Annotated in this window: 20 protein-coding genes and 3 pseudogenes; 3 read left to right on the top strand and 20 right to left on the bottom strand. The window is 65.8% G+C overall.

Annotated features, from left to right (window positions below):
• Positions 1-11: 11 nt before the first annotated feature.
• Positions 12-2,162, top strand: a complete 2,151-nt coding sequence (locus ACWEKS_RS41945) for an acyltransferase family protein (protein WP_452345282.1) — start codon at positions 12-14, stop codon at positions 2,160-2,162.
• A gap of 50 nt (positions 2,163-2,212) precedes the next feature.
• Here the strand turns inward: ACWEKS_RS41945 and ACWEKS_RS41940 are convergent, their stop codons facing one another.
• The 9 genes from ACWEKS_RS41940 to ACWEKS_RS41900 all read right to left on the bottom strand — a co-directional run bounded on the left by ACWEKS_RS41940 (position 2,213) and on the right by ACWEKS_RS41900 (position 12,096).
• Positions 2,213-3,025 (bottom strand): alpha/beta fold hydrolase, encoded by an 813-nt coding sequence (locus ACWEKS_RS41940; RefSeq protein WP_452345281.1) that lies wholly within the window; start codon positions 3,023-3,025, stop codon positions 2,213-2,215.
• A gap of 199 nt (positions 3,026-3,224) precedes the next feature.
• Positions 3,225-4,154 carry a potassium-transporting ATPase subunit C gene (locus tag ACWEKS_RS41935; RefSeq protein ID WP_452345280.1) on the bottom strand — a complete coding sequence of 310 codons (930 nt, stop codon included), beginning with the start codon at positions 4,152-4,154 and terminating at the stop codon, positions 3,225-3,227.
• On the bottom strand, positions 4,154-6,304 hold the full coding sequence (kdpB, locus tag ACWEKS_RS41930; RefSeq protein WP_452345279.1) for a potassium-transporting ATPase subunit KdpB: 2,151 nt from the start codon (positions 6,302-6,304) through the stop codon (positions 4,154-4,156). Before kdpB ends, ACWEKS_RS41935 begins: the two co-directional genes overlap by 1 nt.
• Positions 6,301-7,977: a potassium-transporting ATPase subunit KdpA gene (gene kdpA / locus ACWEKS_RS41925; RefSeq protein ID WP_452345278.1), complete on the bottom strand. Its 1,677-nt coding sequence runs from the start codon at positions 7,975-7,977 to the stop codon at positions 6,301-6,303. The genes kdpB and kdpA overlap by 4 nt, the downstream gene beginning before the upstream one ends.
• A complete protein-coding gene (gene kdpF / locus ACWEKS_RS41920; protein ID WP_120737472.1) occupies positions 7,978-8,064 on the bottom strand; it encodes a K(+)-transporting ATPase subunit F in 87 nt (28 codons plus the stop codon).
• Positions 8,065-8,423: 359 nt separating this feature from the next.
• Positions 8,424-9,893, bottom strand: coding sequence for a DHA2 family efflux MFS transporter permease subunit (locus ACWEKS_RS41915; RefSeq protein ID WP_452345277.1), 1,470 nt, complete (start codon positions 9,891-9,893; stop codon positions 8,424-8,426).
• Positions 9,890-10,111, bottom strand: a complete 222-nt coding sequence (locus ACWEKS_RS41910) for a nitroreductase/quinone reductase family protein (protein WP_452345299.1) — start codon at positions 10,109-10,111, stop codon at positions 9,890-9,892. Before ACWEKS_RS41910 ends, ACWEKS_RS41915 begins: the two co-directional genes overlap by 4 nt.
• On the bottom strand, positions 10,026-11,171 hold the full coding sequence (locus ACWEKS_RS41905) for a cytochrome P450 (RefSeq protein ID WP_452345276.1): 1,146 nt from the start codon (positions 11,169-11,171) through the stop codon (positions 10,026-10,028). The genes ACWEKS_RS41910 and ACWEKS_RS41905 overlap by 86 nt, the downstream gene beginning before the upstream one ends.
• Positions 11,155-12,096: an alpha/beta fold hydrolase gene (locus ACWEKS_RS41900; RefSeq protein ID WP_452345275.1), complete on the bottom strand. Its 942-nt coding sequence runs from the start codon at positions 12,094-12,096 to the stop codon at positions 11,155-11,157. Before ACWEKS_RS41900 ends, ACWEKS_RS41905 begins: the two co-directional genes overlap by 17 nt.
• Before the next feature lie 258 nt (positions 12,097-12,354).
• Between ACWEKS_RS41900 and ACWEKS_RS41895 the strand changes: the two genes are divergently transcribed.
• Complete coding sequence (locus ACWEKS_RS41895; protein ID WP_452345274.1) at positions 12,355-13,146, top strand: TetR/AcrR family transcriptional regulator; 792 nt, start codon at positions 12,355-12,357, stop codon at positions 13,144-13,146.
• A 9-nt stretch (positions 13,147-13,155) separates the two neighbouring features.
• Here ACWEKS_RS41895 and ACWEKS_RS41890 read toward each other — a convergent pair whose 3' ends face one another.
• Together ACWEKS_RS41890 and ACWEKS_RS41885 are read right to left on the bottom strand one after the other, a co-directional pair.
• The gene (locus tag ACWEKS_RS41890) at positions 13,156-14,901 is read right to left on the bottom strand and encodes a protein kinase domain-containing protein (RefSeq protein ID WP_452345273.1); all 1,746 of its coding nucleotides are present in this window, start codon (positions 14,899-14,901) and stop codon (positions 13,156-13,158) included.
• 78 nt (positions 14,902-14,979) lie between these two features.
• On the bottom strand, positions 14,980-15,645 hold the full coding sequence (locus ACWEKS_RS41885; RefSeq protein WP_452345272.1) for a hypothetical protein: 666 nt from the start codon (positions 15,643-15,645) through the stop codon (positions 14,980-14,982).
• Between the two features lie 447 nt (positions 15,646-16,092).
• On the opposite strand from ACWEKS_RS41885, the gene ACWEKS_RS41880 reads away from it, so the two are divergent.
• Positions 16,093-16,245 (top strand): hypothetical protein, encoded by a 153-nt coding sequence (locus tag ACWEKS_RS41880; protein ID WP_452345271.1) that lies wholly within the window; start codon positions 16,093-16,095, stop codon positions 16,243-16,245.
• Positions 16,246-16,454: 209 nt separating this feature from the next.
• Here the strand turns inward: ACWEKS_RS41880 and ACWEKS_RS41875 are convergent, their stop codons facing one another.
• From ACWEKS_RS41875 to ACWEKS_RS41835, 9 genes and pseudogenes are all read right to left on the bottom strand, one after another.
• On the bottom strand, positions 16,455-16,820 hold the full coding sequence (locus tag ACWEKS_RS41875; RefSeq protein ID WP_452345270.1) for an integrase core domain-containing protein: 366 nt from the start codon (positions 16,818-16,820) through the stop codon (positions 16,455-16,457).
• A 16-nt stretch (positions 16,821-16,836) separates the two neighbouring features.
• Positions 16,837-17,385: an HNH endonuclease gene (locus ACWEKS_RS41870; protein WP_452345298.1), complete on the bottom strand. Its 549-nt coding sequence runs from the start codon at positions 17,383-17,385 to the stop codon at positions 16,837-16,839.
• Between the two features lie 199 nt (positions 17,386-17,584).
• Positions 17,585-18,418 (bottom strand): annotated as a pseudogene (locus ACWEKS_RS41865) (reverse transcriptase/maturase family protein); the annotation flags it as partial.
• A 748-nt stretch (positions 18,419-19,166) separates the two neighbouring features.
• Positions 19,167-19,277, bottom strand: a pseudogene (locus ACWEKS_RS41860) (IS481 family transposase); the annotation flags it as partial.
• 108 nt (positions 19,278-19,385) lie between these two features.
• Entirely contained in the window at positions 19,386-19,880 is a 495-nt protein-coding gene (locus ACWEKS_RS41855) for a hypothetical protein (RefSeq protein ID WP_452345269.1), read from the bottom strand.
• Positions 19,852-20,304: a hypothetical protein gene (locus ACWEKS_RS41850; protein WP_452345268.1), complete on the bottom strand. Its 453-nt coding sequence runs from the start codon at positions 20,302-20,304 to the stop codon at positions 19,852-19,854. Before ACWEKS_RS41850 ends, ACWEKS_RS41855 begins: the two co-directional genes overlap by 29 nt.
• A gap of 448 nt (positions 20,305-20,752) precedes the next feature.
• Positions 20,753-21,408: pseudogene (locus ACWEKS_RS41845) on the bottom strand (IS30 family transposase).
• A 720-nt stretch (positions 21,409-22,128) separates the two neighbouring features.
• Positions 22,129-22,758, bottom strand: a complete 630-nt coding sequence (locus ACWEKS_RS41840) for a beta/gamma crystallin domain-containing protein (RefSeq protein ID WP_452345267.1) — start codon at positions 22,756-22,758, stop codon at positions 22,129-22,131.
• Positions 22,759-23,276: 518 nt separating this feature from the next.
• The coding region (locus ACWEKS_RS41835) for a hypothetical protein (RefSeq protein ID WP_452345266.1) at positions 23,277-23,603 on the bottom strand (327 nt) is incomplete at its 5' end.

Genomic DNA, 23,603 nt, shown 5'->3' with positions numbered 1-23,603 from the left:
TGGCAGCCGCCATGTCCATATCCAGCACCGATCACCCGACCGCGCCGGGCAGCGACCGACAGGACGCACCGGACGCACCCACCAGGCCCGGGGCCTACCGACGCGATCTGGACGGATTGCGCGGCGTAGCTATCGCGCTGGTGGTCGCCTTCCACATCTGGGCCGGACGCGTATCCGGCGGTGTGGACGTGTTCCTGGTGCTGTCCGGCTTCTTCTTCACCGGCATGCTGGTGCGCCGCGCCGACAGCGGATCGGTGGGTGTGCTGACCACCATCCGGCGCACGCTGCGCCGGCTGCTGCCCGCCATGGTGGTGGTGCTGGCGGCGGTGGTCGCCGCCACGGTGGTGCTGCTCCCCCACACCCGCTGGTCGAATATCGCGGGCCAGACGCTGGCCTCGCTGTTCTACTACCAGAACTGGTACCTGGCGCTGTCCTGGTCGGACTATCTGGCCGCGGATCCCTCGGTGAGCCCGCTGCAGCATCTGTGGTCGATGTCGGTCCAGGGCCAGATGTATCTCGTACTGCTGCTGACGGTCGCCGCCGTGGCCTGGGTGTTGCGCCGCGTGGTCCGGGCGGGGGCGTGGAAACTGGCCGCCGAGTACCCGCTGCTGCGCCGCACCGGACAGGACGGCGTGCTGCGGCTGACGCTCGCGGTGATATTCGCCGCCGCCGCCATCATCTCGTTCCGCCATGCCGGTGCAGGCGTTTCGACCCAGCAGGGCTGGAACTACTACGACACCTTCGCCCGTGCCTGGGAACCGCTGGTGGGCGGTCTGCTCGCCCTGGCCGCACCGCTGATCCGGCTGCCCAGGCCGACGCGGGAAGTGTTCGCCTGGACCGGAATCGCGGCCATCGCCTGCTGCGGCTGGATGGTGAACGGCTCCCTGGTCTTCCCCGGCCCGGCCGCGCTGATTCCGGTCCTGGCCACGGCCGCACTGATTCTCGCGGGTGCGGGCCGCGACACCGCCGATCAGCCGGTGGTGAATCGCCTGCTGGCCACCGGACCGGTGGTGCAGCTCGGCGGGTTCGCCTACGCGCTGTACCTGTGGCACTGGCCGATGCTCATCTTCTATCTGGGTGAACAGCATCAGCGCCGGGCCGGGTGGCTGGGCGGGCTGGTCATCATCCTGATCTCGCTGCTGCTGGCCTTCGTGACCCATCATCTGATCGAGGAGCCGCTGCGGCTGCGCTCGCGGCCCGCCGCGACCCCCGCGTTCGGCCGCGTGCTCGCCGGGGTGGCGGTGTCCACGGTCGGGGTGCTGCTGGTCGGCTCGACCCTCGCCTGGCAGTGGAGCATGGGTGCGAAGGCGCACGCAGTCGGCGAGCTGGATCCCGCCAAATACCCGGGTGCGGAGGCGCTCACCGATCACGCGCTGGTGCCGCGCGCCCCGATGCGCCCCACCACCGAGGAAGCCCCCGCCGATATCCCCTACCCCACGCGCGACGGCTGCATCTCCGACTTCGACACCCGCGCGGTCACCACCTGCACCTACGGTGATCGCGACGCGCACCGGACCCTCGCGGTGGTGGGCAATTCGCATGCCGAGCACTGGATTCCGGCATTGCAGATCCTGGGCGAGCAGTACCGTTTCCGGGTCGTCGTCTACTTGAAGATGGGCTGCCCGCTCACGGTCGCCGAGGAGCCCGTGTACAAGGGCCAGCAGAATCCGGACTGTCGCGACTGGTCGTCGGAGGTGATCGACCGGCTCGGCGTGGAGCGCCCCGACTACGTCTTCACCACCGCCACCCGCCCCAGCGACAATGGCGGCGACGAGACCCCGCAGGACTACGTCGACGTCTGGTCGGCGCTCTCCGACCGCGGCCTCCAGCTCATCGGCATCCGCGACACTCCGTGGCTGCGCCGCAACGGCATTCGCTACCGCGCCATCGACTGCCTGGCCGGCGGCGGCGATCGCCTCAGCTGCGGCATCCCGCGCGCCGAGGCCCTCAATGCGGAGAACCCGGCCGCCACACCCGCCGCCGCCTTCCCGAACATGCACCTCATCGACCCCAACGACGCGGTCTGCGAACACGACATCTGCCCCGTCGTGGAGGGCAACATCCTCATCTACCACGACGAACACCATTTGACCGCAAGCTATTCGCGGTCCATGGCCCCCGAACTGGCCCGCGAACTCCAGCCCATCCTGGACTGGTGGTAGCCGCGAAGCGGTGTCCGGAAACCTGGTGAGTGTCCGATGGATCGAGCTGCTCAGCACAGCTGGTCGAGAGCCGACGCGGTCTCGCGGATGGCCTCGGCGACGGCGTGGAAGTCCTTGGCGAGGATCTTGGAGTGGTTGCTGCCGACCCGCGCGCTGACCGTCAGATTAGGGTTGACCGCCAGCAGCGGTTCCAGGGAGGCCCGCACCGCTTCGATCTCCTCTTCGGCCGCACCGAGATTGGCACCGGTGGCCACGACATAGCGGACCGGGCAGCGCAGTCGTTCCAGGACCGGGGCGAGGGCGGCGCAGAGCTGGTTGAGCTCGACATTGACCTCGGCGTGCTGCTCGGCGCTCATCCGTGCGGCCAGGCCCAGCGGGCGCAGCACCGGCATCATCGGCCCCATCTTGCGGAACATCGCCCGGATCCGCTCCAGGTTCTCCGCGTCGGTGAATCCCCAGGGCATCGCGCCGTCGGCCGACACGACGCCCGCGATGCGGTCCGGGTTCCGGTCGGCCCAGTGCACCGCGACCAGCGCACCGTAGGACCAGCCCACCAGAATCGGCCGCTGCTCCACACCCCGCGCCGCGAGCACGGCATCGACATCCCGCACGCAGGCGTCGAACGAGTAGTCCGCCGAGGTCTGCGACTTGCCGCGCGCCCGCTCGTCGAAGGTGATGTGCCGGAACCCGGGACCGAGATCGGCGATCACCTTCTTCCAGTTCTTCTGCGTGGCGTAGGAACCGTTCAGATAGACGACCGGAACGCCGTTCCCGCCGGTGTCGGTGACCGCGAGGGCCGTGTCCTCCACCGTCACCAGGCCGGTCCAGGTCGAGGTGGCCGGGAAAGTGCTGTTGTTCGTCATGACAGGTTGCTCCTTGATCCGCGTCGGGCGATGTCCGCAACTGTCGTCTCCCCCGCTGCCACACACCTGACACGGACCTGACACGCCCCGTGACACGACGATTCCGACGCGGCAAGGGCTTCCGGCGTCGAGACGGTGATATGCCAAGGGGCCCGGTCGCCCTCGTGAGCGAAGCGACCGGACCCCAGGGGTCGGCTGATCAGCCCTTGGACGGGTACTTGCTGTCCAGGTCGTAGTTCAGCTCGACGACATTGACCGTGGGCTCGCCCATGAAGCCCAGGGCCCGGCCGCTCCGGTGGGCATCCACGAGGGCCTTGATCTGATCTTCGGAGACGTGGCGCGCCTTGGCAACCCGCGCCACCTGGATGGCGGCGTACTCCGGGGAGATCTGCGGATCCAGGCCGGAGCCCGAGGCGGTTACCGCATCGGTCGGCACCGGGGTGTCGGAGGAGGCGACGCCGCGGATCGGCACGATCTGGCCGGCCGAGTAGTCCTCGCCGCGCTTGGCGCACTCCACCTTGACGCCCTCGTACGCCTGCACGAACGGCGTCGTCGGGTTCTTCGGATCGGTCGAGCAAACCTCGTTGACGCTGATGACCTGAGTCGGGTGGGTGACCAGTCCGTGCGAGTCACGGTCGCCCATGACCGCCAGCACCGAGCCGACACCACCGGAGGTGCAGTAGGGACGGCTGCCGTCCACGCCCTCCAGCTGCCCGACCGCCGCGCTACGTGAGCACACGGTGCTGAGCAGGCTCGGCTTGTCCTTCTTCGGGTCACTGGCGTCGAGGGTGTCGACCACCGACTCCGGGCCCATATTGCCGAACGCGGTGTTGGTCGGGTCGTAGCCGTCGGGAATGCTGCCGTCGGCCGGAGCGGAGTTGGACGGCCGCGTCTGGAAGTACTGCACCAGCGCATTGCCCTTGCCGTCGGTGAACGCCTGCCCGATCAGGCTGGAGCCCACCAGCTTTCCGTCCTTGGTGATCAGCGACCCGTCCGCCTTGTCCTTCAGCCCGGGTATCTGCGAGATACCCAGAACCACGGCCGGGTAGATGAGCCCGGTGATCACCGTGAGCACCAGCAGCGCGCGCAGCGCCGCGATGTGTTGCCGAATCCAGGCTGACATACGCATTAGGACATCCCCGGGAAGAATTGAATGACAAGGTCGATGAGCTTGATCCCGATGAACGGCGCGATGATGCCGCCGAGGCCGTAGATGTACAGGTTGCGGCTCAACAGTTTCGACGCGCTCGACGGACGGTAGTTCACACCGCGCAGCGCCAGCGGGATCAGACCCACGATGACGAGCGCGTTGAAGATGACCGCCGAGAGGATCGCCGACTGCGGCGAGTGCAGCCGCATGATGTTGAGGATGTCCAGACCCGGGAACAGCACCACGAACATCGCGGGAATGATCGCGAAGTACTTGGCGATGTCGTTGGCGATCGAGAACGTGGTGAGCGCACCACGGGTGATCAGCAACTGCTTGCCGATCTCCACGATCTCGATCAGCTTGGTCGGGTCGGAATCCAGGTCGACCATATTGCCGGCTTCCTTGGCCGCCGACGTACCGGTGTTCATGGCGACACCCACGTCGGCTTGCGCGAGCGCGGGCGCGTCATTGGTGCCGTCACCGGTCATGGCGACCATGCGGCCGCCGGCCTGCTCCTTCTTGATCAGCGCGAGCTTGTCCTCCGGAGTCGCCTCCGCCAGGAAGTCGTCCACGCCCGCCTCGTCGGCAATGGCCTTGGCGGTCAACGGATTATCGCCGGTGATCATGACGGTGCGGATGCCCATGCGGCGCATCTCGTCGAAGCGCTCCCGCATGCCTTGCTTCACCACGTCCTTGAGGTGGATGACGCCGAGCAGCGTGGCGGTGCCCTGCTTGATCTCGGCCACCACCAGCGGGGTGCCGCCGGACGCCGAGATGCCGTCGACGGTCACGCCGACCTCGGTCGGTACCTGACCACCGTTGGAGCGGACCCATTCGGTGACGGCGCTGGCCGCGCCCTTGCGCAACTGGTGGCCGTCGGCCAGGTCCACCCCCGACATGCGGGTCTGGGCGGTGAATTCCACCCAGTGGGCGCCGGTCAGCTCACCCGGAGTGCGCTCGCGCTTGTTGTACGCCTGCTTGGCGTACACCACGATCGAGCGGCCCTCCGGGGTCTCGTCCGCGAGGCTGGAAAGCTGTGCGGCGTCCGCCAATTCGTCGGCGGTGATGCCCGGCATCGGCACGAAGTCCGAAGCCTGGCGGTTGCCCAGGGTGATGGTGCCGGTCTTGTCCAGCAGCAGCGTGTTCACGTCACCGGCGGCCTCGACGGCCCGCCCGGACATGGCCAGCACATTGCGCTGCACCAGCCGGTCCATGCCGGCGATGCCGATGGCCGACAGCAGCGCGCCGATGGTGGTCGGGATGAGGCACACCAGCAGCGAGACCATCACGATGCCGGTGACACCATTGAGGTCCAGCGCCAGATTGTCCGGCACGCCAGGGTTGTCGGCCTTGGAGAAGATGGCCAGCGGCTGCAGGGTCGCCACCGCGAACACGAAGATGATGGTCAGCGCGGCCAGCAGGATGTTCAGCGCGATCTCGTTCGGCGTCTTCTGCCGCGAGGCGCCCTCGACGAGCGCGATCATCTTGTCGATGAACGAGCCGCCCGGCTCCTGGGTGATCTTGACGACGATCCGGTCCGACAGCACCGTGGTGCCGCCGGTGACCGCGGAACGGTCACCGCCGGACTCGCGGATGACCGGCGCGGACTCACCGGTGATGGCCGACTCGTCCACGGAGGCAATGCCTTCCACGACATCGCCGTCACCCGGAATGACCTGGCCCGCCTCGACCACCACGTAGTCGCCGCGCTGCAGGTCGGGGGCCGCGACCTTCTCCTCGACCACCCGCGCGCCCGGGGACCAGTCCACCAGACGGCGAGCGATGGTGTCGGTCTTGGCCTTTCGCAGGGTGTCGGCCTGCGCCTTGCCGCGGCCCTCGGCCACCGCTTCGGCCAGGTTGGCGAAAATCACTGTCAGCCAGAGCCATACGACGATCGCCCAGGCAAAGAACGTCGGATGCACCAGCGCGAGAATGGTGGACCAGACCGCGCCGATCTCGACGATCAGCATCACCGGATTGCGCCACATGGTGCGCGGATCCAGCTTCTTGACCGCGTCCGGCAAGGACTTCACCAGCATCTTGGGGTCGAACAACCCCGCCGAGACACCGCGTTTCGGCTTGCCGTGCGCCTGTTCCGCCGGCGCGGAATCGAGAGTGGGAGTGCTCATGAGTGGATTCCTTCAGCGAGCGGGCCGAGCGCCAGCATCGGCAGGAAGGTGAGCGCGACCAGAATGATGGTGACGCCCGCGACCATGCCGACGAACTGCGGCCGATGTGTCGGCAGCGTGCCCTCGGAGGCGGGGGTGTGACCCTGAGCCGCCAGCGAACCGGCCAGTGCCAGCACGAAGATCATGGGGATGAAGCGGCCGAACACCATGGCGAAGCCGAGTGCGGTGTTCCACCACACCGTGTTGCCGGACAGACCGGCGAAGGCCGAACCATTGTTGTTGGCCGCGGACGTGAAGGCATACAACACTTCCGAGAGCCCATGTGGACCCGAGTTGGCCATGCCCGCACGCTCGCCCGGCAGTGCCATCGCGATGGCGGTGCCGGTCAGCACGATCAACGGCGTCACCAGGAAATACGAAGCAGCCAGCTTGATTTCGCGGGGATTGATCTTCTTGCCCAGGTACTCGGGGGTGCGGCCGACCATCAGACCGGCGACGAAAACCGTGATCACGGCCAGGATCAGCATGCCGTACAGGCCCGAACCGGTGCCACCGGGCGCGACCTCACCGAGCTGCATGTTGAACATGGTCATCATGCCGCCGAGGCTGGTGTACGAGTCGTGCGCGGAATCCACTGCACCGGTGGATGTCAGCGTGGTCGCGGTGGCGAAGGTCGCCGAATTCGATACGCCGAAGCGGGTTTCCACGCCCTCCATGGACGCCCCGATGGCACTCGGGACGGTGCCGTGGTGCTGCAGCTGGAAGAAGTTCATCACCGTGACGCTCAGGATGGCCAGGGTTGCCATGACGGCGGCGATGGCCGCGCCCTGCTTCTTTGAGCCGATCATGCGACCGAAGGTCCGCGGCAGCGAGAAGCTGATCACCAGCAGCATGAAGATCTCGACCCAGTTGGTCCATGCGGTCGGGTTCTCGAACGGGTGCGCCGAGTTCACGTTGTAGAAGCCGCCGCCGTTGGTGCCGAGCAGCTTGATCGCCTCCTGGCTGGCAACGGGTCCGCCCGGCAGGGTTTGCGAACCGGTGTTGCCCACCGTCTGGGCGATCTGGTCGTACACGTGCAGGTTCTGGATGGCGCCGCCCGCGACGAGCACGATGGCGAACACGATCGACAGCGGCAGCAGAATACGGGTGGTTCCCCTCACCAGATCCACCCAGAAGTTGCCGAGTTCGCCGCTGCGACGCCGGGCGAAGCCGCGCACCAGCGCGACCGCCACGGCCATACCGACGGCCGCCGAGACGAAGTTCTGCACGCTCAGGCCCACGGCCTGAACGACGTGACCCATCGTCGATTCACCGGCATAGTTCTGCCAGTTCGTGTTCGTGACGAAGCTGATGGCGGTGTTCCACGCCAGATCCGCGGTCATCTTGGTGCCCGGATCATTCAGGTGCAACGGCAGTTTGCCCTGAATCAGCTGCAGGAAGAACAGGAGCAGCACGCTGATGGCCGAGAAGGCCAGCACGCTGCGCGCGTAGACGGCCCAGGTCATCTCGACGCCCGGCTGCACGCCGATCAGTCGATAGATGCCCTTCTCGGCCTTGGAGTGCTTCTCGCTGCTGTAGACCCGGTACATGTAGTCGCCCAGGGGCACATGCACCGCGGCCAGCGCGATGATCAGGGATACCGCGAACAGGATCCCCGCTGTTGTCGTGCTCACTCAGAACCTCTCCGGATACAGCAGCGCCGCCACCAGATAGATGGCGATACCGACGGCCAGGACCAGACCGATAATGTTCTGCGTCACAGCCGTTCCACCCCGCGTTGGATCAAGCCGAACAGGGCGAAGATCGCCACCGTCAGCACCGTGAACACCACGACAGACATGTCTCGAAACCTCTCTGCTTTCGGGCACGTCCTGAGACGCGCCGGAGTGAGTCAAGCGCCCGGATAGCCCGACTTCGAGGTCCTTTACGCCTTCTTAGCGTCCCAGCGGGTCGCATTGACGCTCCGCTTACAGGGTCGCGCCGCGTGTCGCAGAGATGTCGTCGACATATCGCCCAAATCCATCAAGAAACCGTCAGGACCTGGTACTTCGACGGAATCCGGACGCGGAGCAGCCCCGGAGAGCAATGCTCTCCGGGGCTGTCGCGAAGCCGGGCCGGGTCAGCCCAGGGCGTCCGCCGTCTCCGGCGCCGCGGCCGCCGGCGAAGGCGCGGGAGTCCGATGTCCCAGCAGCAGGCACGCGGCGATACCGATGATCAGCACCGCCGAGGGCAGCACCATCGACTGCGCCAGCGCGGCACTGAACGCGGATTGCACTGTGCCCGATAGGGATCCGCTCCCGCCTTCACCGACCGACGGAATGCCGTGCGCGGCAAGCCGAGCCGGAATCAGCGCGCCGATCCCGGCACTACCGAGCACCAGACCCACCTGCCGGGCGGTGTTGTACACGCCCGCGCCGACCCCGGCCTGATGCATGGGCAGCCCATAGGTGGCGATCGCCGCGAGCGGCGACCAGACGCAGGCGTTGGAGATACCCATGCACACCAGCGGCAGCAGCAACTGCCACAGCGGCGTCTCCGGCTTCATCACCAGCCCGAACCAGGCGATGCCGACGGCGAATCCGGCGAAGCCCACCACCGGAACCACGCGGGGGTGCACCCGGTCCACCAGCTTGCCGACGATCGGGGAGAACAGCGCGGTCAGGAAGGCCATGACGATCCACACCGTCGCGGCCTCGGTCGGCTTCATCCCGCGCACGTTCTCGAGATAGAAGTACCCCGGCAACATCATCCCGGTGGTGGCCACGCCCATCGCGGTCATGGCCAGCGTGCTCAGTGCGAAGTTCCGGTCCCGGAACAGCGACAACGGCACCAGCGGCTCACCCGCATTGCGCGCCTGGACCCCGAGGAAGGCCACCAGCAGGACCAGTCCCGCCCCGATGCACAACCAGATCCGCCCCGACCAATCATCGGTATTGCCCTGCTGAATCCCGAAGACCACCAGGAACATCCCCGCCACACTCAGGGCCACCGACGGCAGATCGAACCGGTGCCGATGCGTCGGCAGCGCCGGTACGAACAGCACCGCCAGCACGAAGGCCACCACGCCGATGGGCACATTCACCAGGAAGATCCACTTCCAGCCCAGCCCGTCCACCAGAATGCCGCCGATGATCGGGCCCACCAGCGAGGCCACGCCCGCGACCGACCCCCACGCGCCCATGGCCGCACCGCGCTTGTCGGGCGGGAAGATTCGCGTGATCACCGCCATGGTCTGTGGCGTCATCAAGGCCGCGCCGACCCCCTGCACGGCCCGCGCCACGATCAGCATGCCGATACTGGTGGACACGCCGCACCCCAGCGAGGCGAACGTGAACACGGTCAGCCCGGCCAGATAGACCGTTTTCGGACCGAACTGGTCACCCAGCCTCCCGGTGACCAGCAGCGGCACCGCATAGGCGAGCAGATAGGCGCTGGTCACCCACACAACAGTCGATACGCCCGTGTGCAACTCGGCCATGATCGCCGGATTGGCCACCGCCACGATGGTCATATCGACCAGCAGCATGAAGAATCCGAAACACAGTGCCCCCAGGGTGGCCCAGGGGCTCCGGTCGGTCTGGGCGGTCATACGATTCCCACTCCTTGTACTCGTGCCGGATTCAGATCGCAGATGAGCACCGGCACTTCACGTTCGGCCCATCGCTGCATCCAGGCGAATTCGCGGTTCTTCCGCGCCAGCAGCGACCAGGTCCGCGCGCGCTCATCGGAGCCGGGCTCGAAGATCCTGGCCCAGGTCTCGACCTTCCGGCCCGCGATCTGCACGGTGACATCCGGGTTCTGCTGGATATTGCGGAACCAGTTCGGCAGCGACTCCTGCCCGCAGTGCGAGCGGGTACAGCCGCAGCGTCTCCTTGATCACGCCGAGCGTGTACGGCGCGTCCTTCAGATCCTCGAGCGAAATATCCTGCGGCAGTGCGTCGATCTCGTCATGCAGGTTTGCGGCCACCTCCGGGTTGGTGGCCAGGACGTACCAGACGAAGGCGAGAGTGCGCGCGGTGCTCTCGTGCCCGGCGATCAGCATGGTGACGCACTGGTCGCGCAGAAGCCTGTCGCTGAGCGTGGATTCGCCCGACATGATCTGTGACAGCAGGTCCGCCGGGCGTTGGTCGGCGGGCAGCTCGCGGCGTTCGGTGATCACTCGCAGCACGAACTCGTCGAGCCGATCCCGGGCGATCTCGTATTCGCGGCGCGCCGGAGTCGGCACCCACTCCGGCGGGCGGAACCGGTTGAGCTGGCGGCCGGAGGTGTACTGGATCATCGTCTCGACCGCGTCCTGCAGTTGCTCCCGGACGTCCTGCGCCGTGGTGCTGAACAGGCTCTTGAGAATGATGGACGCGGTGAGAGCGGCCATCTCCGAGAGCATTTCGACCGGCTCGTGGCCGCCCGCGCGGGATTCCCAACGGCGCGAGAACCATTCGGCGTCCTCCATCATCAACGGCGCGTACCCGCGCACCGCCTTGGGAGTGAAGAAGGGAGACAGCAGCTTTCGCTGGGTCTTCCACTCCTTGCCGACGCTGGTCACCAGACCGTCGCCGATCAGCAACGTGCGCGCGCCGTCGTAGCTGGGGCCCTTGGTGTACTTCTCCATCCGCTCGACGTTCACGGCGCGCGCGTGCTCGGGATGCGCCATCACCACGATGCGTTTGTCGGCCACCCGTAGTTCGGAGATGTCTCCGTACTCGCGCCACATGCGCTCGATGATCTCCAGAATTCCATTGCGCTGGAAATCAATCGCGGTAAGTACTCCGATGCGATCGCGCCGACCCGGAATCGGCCGGGATTCTCCGGCCGCGAGGTCCTCCGCCGTCATATCGTGCGCGACAGGGCATTCATTGACGCTGGTCATCTGCTCCACCATTCTCGATGTCACGAACAAAGCTGGCGACGGCGGCAGCGACAGTGCGTGGTTGTTTTCTCCAGGAAAAGTGCCCGAGTCCTTCATCGATGGTTCGGCGGCCGATGGCCGCGCTGCGGAATTTGCTCAGCAGGACGTCGGTCTGCCAGGCGGGGACATTGCGATCCCCGGTGAAAGTGATTGCGAGCATGGGTGTCTCGCTGTCGGCCATGCCGGCCTCGTAGTCGTAATCGGTGCCACCGAGTTCGTAACGCCCGGTTTTGGCGATGCGCACGATATCCAGCACCAGACCGCGGGTGGGCGCGCCGAGCAGTGTGGTGCGCGGGACCAGCCCGATCAGGCCGACCAGCTCGAGGACGATCTTGGTGACCACGGTGCGCAGCACGGTCACGTTCTGCATTTGATCGACCGGGGCCGTGCCCGAGGCGATCAGTACCAGACCCGCAATGTTCTTCTCCCACGCCGCATAACAGGCCGCGAGCTGCCCGCCGAAGCTGTGCCCGAGGACATAGAGCGACGATGCCGGGAACTGCTCGCGCACAAATTCGGCGACCCGGTGATAGTCGTTCACCACCTGGGCGTGCATGCCGTACCGGCTTGTCCGCGGCGGCTCCGGGCGGGATTCTCCCTGCCCGTGAAGTTCGCCGACGACTACCGTGCAACCGCGCTCCCGCAATTCACTTGCGAATTGCCGATATTGCGCACCGCGGGCCCCGATGCCGGGCCACACCACGACAACCGGTGCGTAGGCCTCCGCCGCGCGCAATATATCCACTTTCGTGCCGACACCGTCCGGCATTTCGATAGTCCAGGATTCACATGCTCCAGGATCCATATCGACCCCCATTCTTGAAACTCTAGGTTTTCTCAACCCGTTTCGGACCATACGGGCCGACCGGTACGGCCGAAAGTTCACTGCGCGCGGATCGTTACCGCGAACTCTGTATACATGGGGCGAATTCATCGATGACGCAGGTCATCTGGCGTGGAGGAGAAGAATCCCGGCGTTATGAAAGGAACAGCCACCCGCACACATGGCGTAACGAAACACCGAATTCGTAACGGCCCCGGCTCGATAGCCGAAACGCCCCGCGCCTTGTGTGGCCGCACCACGCGACGCGTGAGAACATCGAAGACGCAAGACCTTCGATAACCAGAGAGTCCAGCACGAACGATGCCTCGACCGATCCGCACCGCGACCGTGCCGCGTCTCGCCCCGCGTGCCGAGGCGCGAGCTACGTACGCCCGCATCCTGGATGCCGCCCAGCAAGCCTTCGCGGAGCAAGGCGCCTCGGTGTCGCTGGCCGAGATCGCCCGCCGGGCGGGCGTGGGCGCGGGGACCGTCTACCGTTGCTTCCCGACCAAGGCCGGACTGCTGGAAGCGGTTCTCGAGCAACGGATCGAACGACTGAACGCTCTGGCCGCAGATCATCTCAAACATCGCGATCCCGGTGTGGCTTTCTTCGATTTCTGCGTCGAGGTCGTCGCCTCCGCGCCGACCGAGGAGACGCCCTGCGATCTGCTGACACTGGGCGACGGCTGGCCGCGCGCCCGGGTGCACGGTGCGGGCATGCGCTTTCATCAGGGCCTGACCCTGCTGCTGGCCGCCGCCCAGCACCACGGCGCGGTGCGCGCCGACATCTCGGTGGCCGATGTGCTCGGCATCTTCACCGCATGCACGGCCGCCCAGCGCCTGCCGGGGCAGACCGCTCGCATCGGCCGCACCGCCGCGCTGATCCTGGATTCTCTTCGGGCCGACCGGAATTCGACCGCCACCCTCGACACCATCTGCGGTGCGCGCGACCGCGCCACCGACGATCGAGCCGACGACGCCTGCCACATCTGCGGTTCCGCGCTCTCCCGCTCGGGCACCGGCCGTCGCGCCCGCTACTGCTCCCCGGCCTGTCGCCAGAAGGCGCATCGGGAACGGAACCGGCTGGCCGGGCCGTCCTCGACCGTGGCCTGACCGGCGGGGCTATTTGTGGGGGTAGGTCTTGACGATGGTGCCGTCGAGGCCGGCCGCCAGGTAGGCGGCGCCGTAGTCGTCCGAGAGGTAGACCAGCAGGCTGGGCTGGTCGTCGTTGAAGGTCCAGGCGGGGTTGACGATGATGTAGCGGCTGGTGGGTTTGGGGACGTTGAGTTGCTGGGCTGCGGCGGTGAAGAGGGCGGGGAGGAGGTCCCAGTTGATAGCGGACAGGTCGATGGTGGGATCGGTCAGTGTGGAGCCTGGGCCTTCGCGTTTGACGACGCCGTCGCGGTAGGAGAACGTGTCGTAAACGTTGGGCCGGCCCTGGACCGGGGCACCCGTGCTGATGTAGGTCGGGTAAATGGTGGTTTCGGTGAATTGCTTACCGCCCGTGACCTTTTCGAGGGCGGCGACGGCCTTGCGGATGCCGTCGGGTGTCAGCAGGTCGGTGGTGGCATCGCCCTTGGCGGTGGTGGGGGCGATGACGGTGGGCGGGATGATGCCGCTCAGGGGGATGCCGGTGGGTTGGGTGGGGATGTTCGGCTGGCCCGATTGGCCTTGGCCGCCGCCGGAGGCGGAGGGCCACAGGGCGATGGCGGCGACCGCGGCGACAGCCAGGACGATACCGACGCCGGCGAGGATCAATGGGCGCGAATTGCGTTGCGGCGCAGTGTGGACAGGGTTCGGCGAGCCTGGCGGGAATTGCTGTGATGCGGTGAATCCGTGGGGTTGCTGGACTGTCGGGTATCCCATCGGCGGTGGCGAGATCGGGAAGCCCTGCTGCTGCGGTGCGGTCGAAAACCCTTGGGGCGGGGGCGTTACCGGGAAGCCCTGCGACGGCGGCGCGTCCTGAGGTCCGGACGCCGTCGTGAATCCCTGGAAATGGGACGGCGACGTGAAGTCCTGGGGCGATGAGGTGAAGGTGTGGGACGGCGGCGTGTAGTCCTGGGTGACCTGGGCGAGCATCTGGTCGACCTGGTCGGCCGGCGGGCGGTGGCCGGGGTTGGGGACCAGGAGGGCTTGCAGGACCGGGGTCAGCTGGCCCGCCTGGCGTGGGGGTGGGACCGCGCCCATCAGGACGGCGGCGAGGGTGGCGACGTCGGTGTCGCGGCGCATGGGTTGGTAGCCCTCGACGGCGGCGAAGAGGACCAGGCCGAGGGACCAGAGGTCGGAGGCGGGGTGACCCTCGTGGCCCTGGAGGCGTTCGGGGGCGACGTACGGGAGGGAGCCGACGACGCTGCCGGTGGAGGTGAGACCGGTGAGGTCGTTCACCGCGGCGATGCCGAAGTCGGTGAGGACGGGGGAACCGTCGGCGCGCAGCAACACATTCGGGGGTTTCACATCGCGGTGCAGGACGCCCACCGCGTGTGCGGCGCGGAGGCCGGCCAGGATGCCGCGACCGACCCAGGCGGCCTGTCCCGGCGACATCGGCCCCTCGTCCAGCCGGTCCGCGAGCGAGCCGCCCGCGACCAGTTCCATCACGATCCACGGATGCTTCTCGGCGGGTGTGTCCACGATGTGGTGGATGGCAACCACATTCGGGTGCGTGATGCGCGCCAGCGCGCGTGCCTCGCGCAGCACCCGTTCCCGCTGCACCTCCGCGGAGCCCGCGTCGCCTTCGGCCCGCACCTCTTTCAACGCCACCTCACGGTGTAGCGCGATGTCGTAGGCGCGCCACACCGTGCCCATGCCGCCGCTGCCGAGTGGTTCGATCAACTCGAAACGCCCGTCGACCATTGCCCGCCCGGAATTCACGCACGACAGCTTAGGGTTCCCCCACTGCCCACGCGAGATCTCGTACCGGTCAGTCTTTTCGAGCGCGGTGAATTCCGGCTAAGTGCCCTGCATACCGTTGCCCTGCCCGGTCGCTGCGCCGAGCTCGTAACCGACGGCTGCGCCCACGACGCCGGCGGAAACAGCGCCCACCAGACCACCGACCACAGCACCGACCACACCACCGATACCGGCCCCCGCGAGAGCGCCGCCTGCGACCCCCATGGGCGCACCCACCCCCATGGTCGGAACGGCCATGACGACGCCGCCCGCGATCGCGCCGGCAATCGCACCGAACGCAGCCCCGATAATCGCTCCCGGTACCGCCCCGACCACCGCGCCCGGTACCGCCCCCACGACCGTGCCGATGATGAGACCGGCGGTGCCGCTACCCACGTTCAGCCTGGTGACCCTGTCCGAGTAGTTGTCGTCGACCGAGTGCAGGCCGTCGCCGAGGGCGGCATTGGCAGCGGCTGCAGCGTTCTGCGCCTGATCGCGCATGGCGTCGGGGACGCCCTGCGGCACCGCGATGCCGAACGCACTGGGCTGTACCGGGCTCGTCCAGAGCTGCTCGACAGCCGCGGGAGCCGGGACGCTGGGCTGCGCCGCGGCGTCGCCCGTGGCGATGGAGCAGGTCACCGCGACGGCCAGTGGTATCGCGCCGACGATCGGCAGCAGGGCGCGTCGCGACGCGCTGGTCTTGGATTCTCCATACCGACGAGTCATGCGACCACCCTCTCGCTGAATTCGACTTGGAACAGCTCCCCTGACCACTGGTTGGCGGACACTTGCGTCAAGAATGATAGCTACACAGTAACTATGCTCTGCGGGAAAGTGTGGTGTAACACACATTTTTGATCACGGGGCAGACCGAGCCAGCGTAGATCCGCACGCCTTGCGGAGGAGCTTCAGCTTCGATGCCAGCACGATGTTTGCTGTCTTGTTGCTACACGCGCAGTAGTTCGCCGAGCGACCCCCGGTTGCCGACATCCAGCCTGATCTCGTACCGGTAGGCCCTTCCGAGGCCGCTCGGATCCTGTCAACAACGCGAGACACCACCGTAAAGAAATCGTCAGGATCAGCGACCTGACCAGCATCGGAGGTATGAAGTGGGGAACCCGTACGCGCGCACGCGCGCCCGGGCGCACACCCCGATATCTAAAAGGAGAAGCCGTGCCGCACATCGCCGTCACCCTGATGGTGATCTTCGGGTTCCTCGGTTGCGCGCTGATACTGCGCGTCCTGGCCGCCGCCGAAGGCACCCGCGAATCCATCCACGCGGCACAGCAGGGCTTCCGCGCACACCGCGCGATGATGGACGAGTGAAACGCGGCGTGACTTCCACCCCGAATACCCTGCTTCAGTGAACCTTCCGCACCCCCGACACCCGGGTTTCGCAGGTTCGAATCCTGCGGAGGGCACATACTGACCTGCACCTTTGCACACAGTCGCGCTTCAATGCCAGACATGCGCGTGTCCGCGGCAACGCCCAGCCCTTGCCCGACGTCAAACCAAGCATGGACGACATCACATAGCTAGGTGTGGTGTCTCACGAGGTTGGTTCCACTGCGTCGAGGTCGAGGGTGAGCTGCTCGGGAGGCCGATGTGGGGGGTGGAGTGGTCGGGATCCTGGAGCAGGGACTGGTGAGACGGTAGTTGCGTTGCGGGACCCGGCTGCTGGGTGACCGATGTCCGATTCCGGCGTGGGGCCGGTCGTGGTTGTAGTGGTTGAGGAAGTCCACCAGCGCCGCTCGGCGGTCCTGTTCGGAGTCGTATTCGGGGACGTAGGCCCATCCGCGGGCCAGGGTGCCGGTAGGCTCGGCTGAGCGGCGAGGTGCCAGCGTTGCTGGTCCTTTTCCACTCAGCCTGCCCCCGAACCGGGCATGCCCGTTTCCGAGCACCGCGGCTCTCCGGTGACTACTGCGTGAATGTTGCCCGGTGGGCGTGGATTTGGTCGTGGCAGTCGCGGCAGACCATGAGGGTCTTGCGCCGTTTGTTGGCCATGGCCTTTGCCCAGTGCGGCGGTGTTCCGATCGCCGCGAGGTCGGCAAGCCGGCGGATGTGGTGGACTTCGATGTCGTCCGTCTGCTTGCAGAGCTCGCATATCCCTTTGAGCAGCTGTTGGATCAGCTTCTTGCGGGGATAGAGCGGCCGGTGGGGTTGGTGGTCGGTGATGACCGCGGTCTTGCTTCGCCGCAACGGGATTCCGCCGAACCGTGCGACCAGTGGGTTCCTGCTGCCGCGATCGATACTGGCTTCGAAACACACCCGCTTCCCGTGCGGTGTCGCGGTCTTGGCCTTGTAACGGGCCGCCGTCTTCGACACTGACGAGCGATGCTTGCGCGCAAGGGTTTTGAGCATGGAGGTCTCCATGACCCAGCGCAGCCGGTGTAGCCGTTGAACGTCGTAGGCGAGCAGGTAGTACTGGACGATGCCCCGATACTCGGCTCCGAACTTGCCGACGATGGTGTAGTCGTCTTCGTTGACAATCCGGTTCCGGCACGCGGGTTTTTCCGCGCGACAAGTAGAGGGCGGCTTTGGATCTGATCACGTCAGCGGGGACGTGCAGGACCACGGTCCCGTTCACCGAGCGGCGATTGCGCCGGTCGGAGGCGTCCGGGCGTCGGGTCCTGCGGTCGCTGCCCGCGATCCTGATCTCATAGCCGAGGAACCGCGCCCGCTGGCTGCGGGCGTGGGTGATCAGCGTCTTCTCCGGAGACAGTTCCAATTTGAGGTCATCACGCAGGAACGTCGCCAGTCGGTGTCTGATCTGTTCGGCTTCAGCCTTGGGTCCGGCGAATCCGAGCAAGGTGTCGTCGGCATAACGGCAGTACCGCAGCCTGCGATAGCCGGGATCGTTCGGATCCTGACTGGGCAGGGCATGCAGTTGCCGATAGAGTGCGCGGACCTCGGCGCGGTCACCGTGCCGTTTGGCCGTCGCTATTGCCGACTCGATCTTGCGGTAGGCCGGGTTGCGGGCTCGCAACCGGCCCCGGGTGTAATCCGGGATGAGCGCTGTCTCGACGAATTCGTCCAGTTTGTGCAGGTAGATGTTCGAAAGGACAGGTGAAGCGATGCCGCCCTGGGGAACTCCGCTCAGCGTTTCTCCCCATTTCCAGTCCTCCAGGTATCCGGCTGTCAGCATCTTGCGCAGCAGCCGCAGGAACCGGTTGTCGCGGATGTGCTCCGCCAGGATTCCGACCAGCACGTCCTGGTCGAAAGAGCCGTAGCAGTCTGCGATGTCGCCCTCGATGAACCACGTCGTCCCGGTCCAGGTGTTGCTCACTTCGCGCAACGCGGTGTGGCATCCCCGGCCGGTGCGGAACCCGTGGGAGCGGTCGGAGAACTGCGGCTCGTAGTACGCCTCCAACAGCAGGCGCACCACCTCGCAGACCAATTTGTCCGACCACGTGGGCATCCCGAGTGGACGGGTTTTGCCGTTCTTCTTCGGGATGTGGACTCGTCGGACCGGCCGGAACCGGTAGCGCTCGTGGCGCATTGCCTCGATGATCCGGTCGATCTTGCCCAGCGACATGCCATCAGCGGTTTCCCGTGTAACCCCGGCCGTCATCGCACCCTTGTTGGCGTAGATGCGGCCGTAGGCCAGCAGATACAACTGCGGATTGAACATCTGCCGATACAGTTGCTTGAGCGGCAGGCCGCGCCTGCCGCGTTCACGCAGGACATCCAGCACCGTTTCGGCGCTCTGCATTACGCATACCTCTCGATAGTCGTGAATGTCCTTGTCACCTGGTCTGCTTCGCCCTGTGAACGGCTTTCCCGCTCTCCCTGGCCGGACGTGACTCCGGCGACTACTACCAGACCTCCGTCGCCCTGGGACTCGCGTCCGGTAGGCGATCCCACGTTCGTCATGGTCATACGTATCTAGCGCGACGTAGGCGCCCCACTCATCTCCTTCAATACCCTCACTGGGCATCGCTCCCTGCCCCGAAGGTTGCACCACCGTTCAACAGGGCGTTGCAGGGCCGGCACCGGTTTCGGATGTCTTTCCGGTGGAGGTGAACTTTCCTCTTCTGGAGATTGGGGTTCAGGCAATCCAGCTTTCGCCTTATCGCGCGGGTCTCCCGACGCACCGTCCCTGACACCTGGACCCGGCCGCCGGTTATCTGGCATGCTCTTGTCCCCGTTAACCTTTCGGCTCCGGGTAAGCCATCAGACCCAGGAACCTCCCTTCGAGTCCCTCCCGGCTGAGCCGGGAATACAACCATGCGCCTCGTGGCGCACTTGAATCGCTCCACTTTCCCGTTCGTGCGAGGCGTGTAGGGACGGGTCCGCTTGTGCACTGTCCCAGTGGATTCCAGGGCAGCGGCCCAGCGGTGGGACCGGTAGCAGGATCCGCCGCCAACTCCTCGATGCGGACATCTACAGTCGCACCGCCGATTTCAACCGCCACCCTCGTCCGCGCCGGCGCGCCGCCGAAGTGGCACTGTGACCCCCGATTCAGGCTAGGCCTGGGGTGCGACGTCGGTGTCGGCGAGTACGGGTGTGAGGTCGACGCCGGGCGGGGGACGCAGGCGGCGTAGGTTGCCGTCGATGCTGGTGACATACAGCGCCCAGCCCTGTCCGTCGCGGGCGATCCGGACCGAGGTCGGGCCGTTGGGCAGCATCGGGCTCGAGGTCTGCCAGCCGGTAGCGATGGTGCAGGTGGAGCCCCTCGCCGGATCCATGCTGTAGACACTGCCGGAGGTGTCGCCAGCGAGATAGAGCTGCCCGGCCTGGGTCGCCTCCATGTCGTCGAGGCCCGGGAAGAGGCCGTCGTGAACGCCGGCGACCACAGTGGCGGCCGTCGGCGCATCCAGCGGAATTCTCAGCACCTGCGAGGTGAAGTCGTTTTCGGTGTAGATGGCTGTCTGGTCCGCTGTCAGCGCAATACCGTTGGGGTAGGGCGTATTCGACCAGTGCGGGGTGAATTCACCGGTGGACGGCCGATACCGGCTCATGCCCACCGGTACGGGAATCGACAGGTGGGAGATGAGCAGGTCCCCCGTCGGGAAGCATCAGCAACCCGTTGGGTTGAACCAGCCCGGTCAACAGCGTGGTCACCGCGCCGGTGGTCACGTTGTAACGCCGAAGGGTGCCGGTGCCGGTGAACGCGGTGCCGTCGCCGGTCAGGAAGTACAGATCGTCACCGAGCAGCCGCAACCCAGCCGGATTGTCCAGACCCGACAGGAGCGTGGTGACCTCGCCGCTGGAATCGACGTGGTACAGGACGCCTTTGACAATGCCGGACACGTAGAAGCCGCCGCCCCCGTCGGTCTCGAGATTCTCCAGACCACCCAGACCCGACGCGAGAATATCGGCTTGCCAGCCCTCCGTGCACGAAGCGCCATCGGTCTCCGCGTGCGCGACCGGAGCGGTCGCCATCAGTCCGGCCACAGCGGCCGCCGCACATGCACTCGACAGCCACCTATGAATCCGATGAACTGCTCCCACCCCGAACGACATGCGGCAGATCCTATCGATGGGGACTTACATCTGCAGTGCCAACTGACCGCTTGACGTTGCCGCGTACCCGGAATGCGTTATGGGTTCGACCTGCGAAAGGCACTGTCGCTGAGGGTGTCTCGCGAACGAAGGTATCCGGACGAACCGAGTACCGCTGGGTCGCATTGGATGCGACTTTCTCGCGTCCGATGCTGAGCGTCGGAGCGCTGCGAATACTGCCCTGATCAGGGCATCTATCCAACTTCGTTGGATTTTCGGCGAGTTCTACCGGGACCCCAAGAAGACGCTGTTCGGAAAACGATCTCGATCTCAACCGGTCAGTGCATCGTTCGACTGGACAGGGTAGCGCGGCCGCCAAGATTGATGATCACAGCAGGACTGTGGGCGCTACCGCCATCTGGTGCCGCGCGAGCTCGGCTGTGCAGAACGCCTCGGCTGGTGTGTTCCACCCGGGCACGCGGCGGGGCCGGTGATTGAGTTTCGCGGCGATCGCGTCGAGGTCGTCCTGGGTGAACTTCGACAGGTCGGCGCTTTTGTGCAGGTATTGGCGCAGCAGGCGGTTGGTGTTCTCGTTCGTGCCACGTTGCCAGGGATGATGCGGGTCGCAGAAGTACACCGGCATCGACAATGCTTCGGTGATCACGATGTGAGCGGCCATTTCTCGGCCGCGGTCCCATGTCAGCGATCTGCGAAGTGATTTCGGCAACCTGCCCATGTGCCGGGCCAGGCTTCGGCGACAGCATCGGCTTTGTACCCGTCGCGCAGTGCGACGACCATCATGTAGCGGGTGGCACGGTCCACCAGCGTCGCCACTGCCGAGGGGCGCGCTCCGAACACCAGATCCCCCTCCCAATGCCCGGCCACCTCACGGGCATCGGCCTCGGCGGGACGGTCGTGGATGGAGACCATGTTCCGGGTGCGTCCGCGCCCGTGCGACCCGGCTTTGCGACGCGGCCGCCGGAACGGACGATCGCCTCGCAGGTGATGAAACATGTTGTGGTCGAACACTTTCCGTGACGGCATGTAAAGGTCGCGGTAAATCGTTTCGTGCGAGACCCGCCGCATGGCGTCTTCGGGGTGACAGCGGCGGAGCCATCGGGCGATCTTGAGATCTCCTCCCGCTCAGCAAGCGATAGGTGCCCCGCTCGCCGTCGACGAGGAGCCGGCCGGATCCCGCCGCTGGCACGCAGAAACCGGCTGACCCGCGGATGGGTACTGCCCACAACATCGGCGATCACCATCAGCGACTCCCCGCCACGCCAGCCATCCCACATCCGCTGCTGCCGTTCAACGCTGAACCCAACCACTGCACCCACCACGGCCTCCACAACCGGACATCATTCACCAGCAGTGATGCGCCGACCGGTTGAGATCAAGATCGTCTGACGAACCCGAACACGACCGCCCGGCCGCGAGCAACGAACCACCACCTCGACCGGGGGCCCTCCGGCGGGTAGGCCCAGACCTGACTGTGCGGCGCACCCGATTTGGGTACGCCGCACAGTCATTCACCTGCCCCCTTGCCAACGTATTCGGGTCGAGTCCATAAACTGTTGCAAGACAGCTGATTACAGCGCACACGCCGCATTTTCAGCGAAAAATCTCGCCATCGCTGCTGGTCAAGCCATTGTCATGGTTTTTCGCGCCGTTGCTACCGGAATCCCGGGTAGCGGAGGGCCAGTCCATCGAATGGACTTTGCCAGCCCTGCTGACTCTTTCGCGTCGTAGTCCCGACGCGGGTGATCAGCGCGACGGGGGTGCGTCCAGGAGGTCGAACGTGAATTCGCTGGCGCTTTCCTGCTTATGGTTCATTCCTGCCGGGAAGTTCACGCCGGGTTCCAGCTCGACGGCGTCGGTGTTGCGGTTCCAACGGAAGTAACAGGATCCGATGGGGTTGAAGACGTAGGTTTGCTCGTCGCGAACATACAGCCCGGTGGTCACCTTCCGGCCGTCTTCGAAAGCGAGAGCGATCGGATAGAAGTCGGGATCGTTCTGCGCGAGCCACCGTTCGCTGAGCCCGGGGTCGACGCCTGCGGTGTTCACCTTCATAGCGAACACGCGGTTGGTTTGCGTGGAGTTGACGAAGCGGGCCATGATGAATCGGGTGCTGCGGTAGGTGACGGTGAACACCGAGAGGCCGCCGATGCTGGAGATATCGGGCTGGTCGGTTTCCCATTCCGCGTAGTGGCCGCCGAAGCCGTAGTTCTGCCAGGCCAGCACCTTCGCGTCCGCGCCGACTTTGACGGATTTGAACCGGTCGTTGAGCGATCCGGTCACTTCCACGACACCATCCTCGATGGAATAGGTGTAGGGATCGCCCTGATAGCTGACTTGTGTGAAGAATACGGCTTGATTCGATTGCGGGTTGGTCATCTTCGTGCCTTCCACAGGTGATTACCGCATGAACGGTATCGAATGCCCGCTCTCTGACGATTCGGGCCGACACCGCCGATCCAGTGTGGCAGGCTGACCCGGACCTACCAGAGTCGTTGGCCACCAATCGGATACACCGACGGCCCTTGTCGAGCGGTGCGACTCGGCGCGCCCGGCCGCTGCGGACTTGTTCCAATGTCCATGCGGTACAGGGTGTTTGCCGCACCAAACCCTGAACCCAGAGGGCTGGAACGTCTGTCGGTCGGACTGTCGCTCAATGGGCGACATCGCGTCACACCTAGCGCTGATCAGCGCATATGCCGAACTTCGTTGGATTTTCGGCGACTTCTACCGCGACCCCCACACGTCGCGATCGGGCCCGCAGTGCACGAGCCCCCGACCGGTAGCCGGCCGGGATACGCCGCCGGTTGCGTCGTTCGCGGCAGAACCTCGAATCCGCCCACAATTCGGGGAGTTCTGCGGAAACCCCTCAATTCGGCGAGTTCTGGGGGAACCCCTCAATTCGGCAAGTTCTGCGGGAACCCCTCAATTCGGGGATTTCTGCGACCTTTCGTGCCTGGGCACTCTCGCCACCACCTTCCAAGCTTGCCCCGTATAACGGGGGCCGCTTCGCGCACCGCCGCGACGGGATCGCCGCAGGCCGGTTCTGATATTGCCCCGGATAACAGCTCGATTACGGCGTTCGTGGTCAAAGTCAGGCACCATGCTTGCTCGGTCTGGCCTTCGAGCTGGGTTGCGTCCAATAGCGTGGTGTAGGAGCTCGCCGAGTAGTCCGGTGAGTATCGAATCCCGGACATGAGGGTGGTCACCGCGTGATCCTCGAA

Source organism: Nocardia sp. NPDC004711, assembly GCF_053601595.1.
The sequence above is the reverse complement of the archived record's forward strand: the minus strand, read 5'-3'. Positions and strand labels throughout refer to the sequence as shown.

Coding starts and splice junctions, on each gene's coding strand:
- ACWEKS_RS41940 (WP_452345281.1), bottom strand. CDS start 3,025: ATGACGAACAACAGCACTTTCCCGGCCACCTCGACCTGGACCGGCCTG.
- ACWEKS_RS41840 (WP_452345267.1), bottom strand. CDS start 22,758: ATGACCAACCCGCAATCGAATCAAGCCGTATTCTTCACACAAGTCAGC.
- ACWEKS_RS41915 (WP_452345277.1), bottom strand. CDS start 9,893: ATGACCGCCCAGACCGACCGGAGCCCCTGGGCCACCCTGGGGGCACTG.
- ACWEKS_RS41905 (WP_452345276.1), bottom strand. CDS start 11,171: ATGACCAGCGTCAATGAATGCCCTGTCGCGCACGATATGACGGCGGAG.
- ACWEKS_RS41935 (WP_452345280.1), bottom strand. CDS start 4,154: ATGCGTATGTCAGCCTGGATTCGGCAACACATCGCGGCGCTGCGCGCG.
- kdpB (WP_452345279.1), bottom strand. CDS start 6,304: ATGAGCACTCCCACTCTCGATTCCGCGCCGGCGGAACAGGCGCACGGC.
- ACWEKS_RS41855 (WP_452345269.1), bottom strand. CDS start 19,880: ATGAGCCGGTATCGGCCGTCCACCGGTGAATTCACCCCGCACTGGTCG.
- ACWEKS_RS41945 (WP_452345282.1), top strand. CDS start 12: ATGTCCATATCCAGCACCGATCACCCGACCGCGCCGGGCAGCGACCGA.
- ACWEKS_RS41885 (WP_452345272.1), bottom strand. CDS start 15,645: ATGACTCGTCGGTATGGAGAATCCAAGACCAGCGCGTCGCGACGCGCC.
- ACWEKS_RS41850 (WP_452345268.1), bottom strand. CDS start 20,304: ATGGCGACCGCTCCGGTCGCGCACGCGGAGACCGATGGCGCTTCGTGC.
- ACWEKS_RS41895 (WP_452345274.1), top strand. CDS start 12,355: ATGCCTCGACCGATCCGCACCGCGACCGTGCCGCGTCTCGCCCCGCGT.